The 2349-nt window shown below is 73.0% G+C and carries 1 protein-coding gene; it reads right to left on the reverse strand.

Features of this window, described 5'->3' with window-relative positions; all coding sequences use genetic code 11:
- Positions 1 to 2310 (reverse strand): gamma-glutamyltransferase (locus JHN63_RS51300; protein WP_307782199.1); only part of this gene is annotated, 2310 nt, incomplete at its 3' end.
- Positions 2311 to 2349: the final 39 nt, after the last annotated feature.

Genomic DNA, 2349 nt, shown 5'->3' on the forward strand with positions numbered 1-2349 from the left:
CCAGTAGAAGCCGTAGTCGTAGTTGGCGACGGTCGCGAACGCCGAGATGATCAGCCGGCGCGAACGGCGCACCTCCGTACGGCCGGTGCGGCCGTCGTGGTGCTTCCAGAGGATGCCGTCGTCCTCCTCGTGCACGCAGACGGCGTTGGGGATGAGCCGGGGGACGCCGTCGCCGCCGAGCACCGCTGCGTCGAAGTACTGGATGACACCGAGGCAATCGCAGCCCAGGGCAAGGGAGTTGGTGAGCGGGCCCGCGCCGTACTCGCCCCAGTCGAAGAAGTTCTTGCGGTACTGGGTGGAGGCGGTGTCGAAGTACGGGACGTACATCTCGTTGACGGCCGCACGCCGGATCACCTGCCGAGGACCCTTCCCGGCCGCGGTGAAGGCGAGGTCGTGCAGCACGAGCCCCTCGCGATGACTGAAGCCGACCCGGACCGACCACCCCTGCCAGTCGATCCGTTGACCGGTGACGGTGAAGCTGGGACCGTCCGGCTGGACGACCTCCAGCGGCTTCAGCCCCGGGCGTTCGGCCACCGTCCCGGCCGAGAACACGCCGGACTCCTCCGACAGCGGGATCACCCCGTGGTCCTCGATGTGCAGGATCTCCATCGTCTCCATGTCGATGATGGGCACGACTCCCTGCACGGGGCGGGCGTATCCGTTGTCGTCCTCGTCGGTGCGATGCCAGACGCTGCCCCAGGTCAGCCGGCGGCCCGCGTACTCGGGCGGCTCGAAACCGCCGATCGACTCCGGGTCCACCATCACCAGCGACACGTCGTGGATGCCGCGCAGCGCGAGTGCCTCACGGAAACGCGGGTCGGCGCGGCAGGCGGCGGCGGCCTGCCGCGCCTCCTCCGAGGAACAGCCCGGACTGCGGACGTCCAACTCCCGCCAGGCGGTGGTCTGCGGCTTGTCGCCGAGCTCGAGATCGACCTCGAAGGCATGCCGTACGGAGGGGGAGAACACGACCGCGCGGGCCCGCCGGGTGTCCCCGGGCGCGGCACGGCGCGCATGGTCCTCGTCCAGCGCCACACCCCAGAAACGCGAGTCGTCGGGGACCCGGGTGTCGGCCCTCAACACCCCTACGGCGGTGGCGAGTTCGGCGACGGTGAGCGGGTCCAGCGGATGCGGTACGCCGGCCGGTACGGGTTCGGGGGCGAGAGTGCTCACAGGGAACTTCCTTCCAAGGTGGTGCCGCCGTCGGCGCGGGGATCGGAGGCGCCGTCCAGCCGACCGCCGGCGGACAGTCGTACGGCCTGGGTGTGACCGGCCAGATCGGTGGGGCCCGGCGCCACGACGACGGTCCAGTACGGCGGCCGGATCGGCGGCAGGGTCCATCAGGTCGGGCACGGTCTGGGCGAGGATCTGAGGCTGCGCCCGACCGCCCTGGCAACCGGCCGCGAGCAGCAGTTCGGCGGACCGGCCGAGCACCGGGCACAGGGTGTGCGGAGGCCGCAACCCGGGGCCGATGAGGGCCGGATGGCCGGGCAGCAGACTGAACGCCGAGCCGCGGTTGTGCAGCACGATGCCGGTCTCCGGGTCGCAGATGCCGGAGCCGAAGGTCTGGTAGACGCTCTGGATCAGGGAGACCGCCAGCCCGGACGCGTCCACGGTGGTGATCGCGACGGTGTCCCCGGCGGGCCGGAAGGACGGCTCGGGAGGCTCCGCACCGGCGAGCGGGGCCGGGTGCAGCAGTCCGTCCAGGTCGAGGGGCGCCGGGCCGAGCGGATCACCGAGCAGCAAGTCCCTTGCCGCCGAGGCGTCTTGGCAACGGGCGGCCAGCGCGGTGGTGCGCTCCGGCTCGGACAGTTTCGCCACTGAGGCGGCGGTCTCGAGTACGGCGAGCAGGCTCGCTCCCTGGCTCGGCGGCGGCGCGGTCCACCAGCGGGTTCCGGCCACGTCCAGCGTCAACGGCTCTACGTCCGCCGCCTGATGGGCAGCGAGATCGCCCGCGGTGAGTGAACTCCCGGCCCGGCGCAGGCCGTTCGCCAACGCCTCGGCGACCGCGCCCCGATAGAAGGACGACGGATCGTCGGCGAGCGTGCGCAGTACGGCGGCGAGCCGGGGCTGCGGGAGCGGGTCGCCCTCGTCGAGCGGTACGCCGTCGGGGCCGGTCAGCAGCGCGGAGAGCCCGGGGTCGGCGGCGATCTGCGGGGCCCGTTCGCGGGCGGCGCGCGCCAGACCGGCCGACACCGTGGCCCCGTCCTCGGCCAGTTCGGCGGCGTCCCGCAGTGCGGCGGCCAGCGCGCCGGGCGTGCCGTGCGCCTCCGCGAGCGCGGTCCAGCCGGCCACCACACCCGGCACGGTCACTGTGTCCGGACCCTGCGCGGGCATCCGCCGGTCGGCGGC

This window comes from Streptomyces sp. MBT65, assembly GCF_016612545.1.
Classification (GTDB): domain Bacteria; phylum Actinomycetota; class Actinomycetes; order Streptomycetales; family Streptomycetaceae; genus Streptomyces.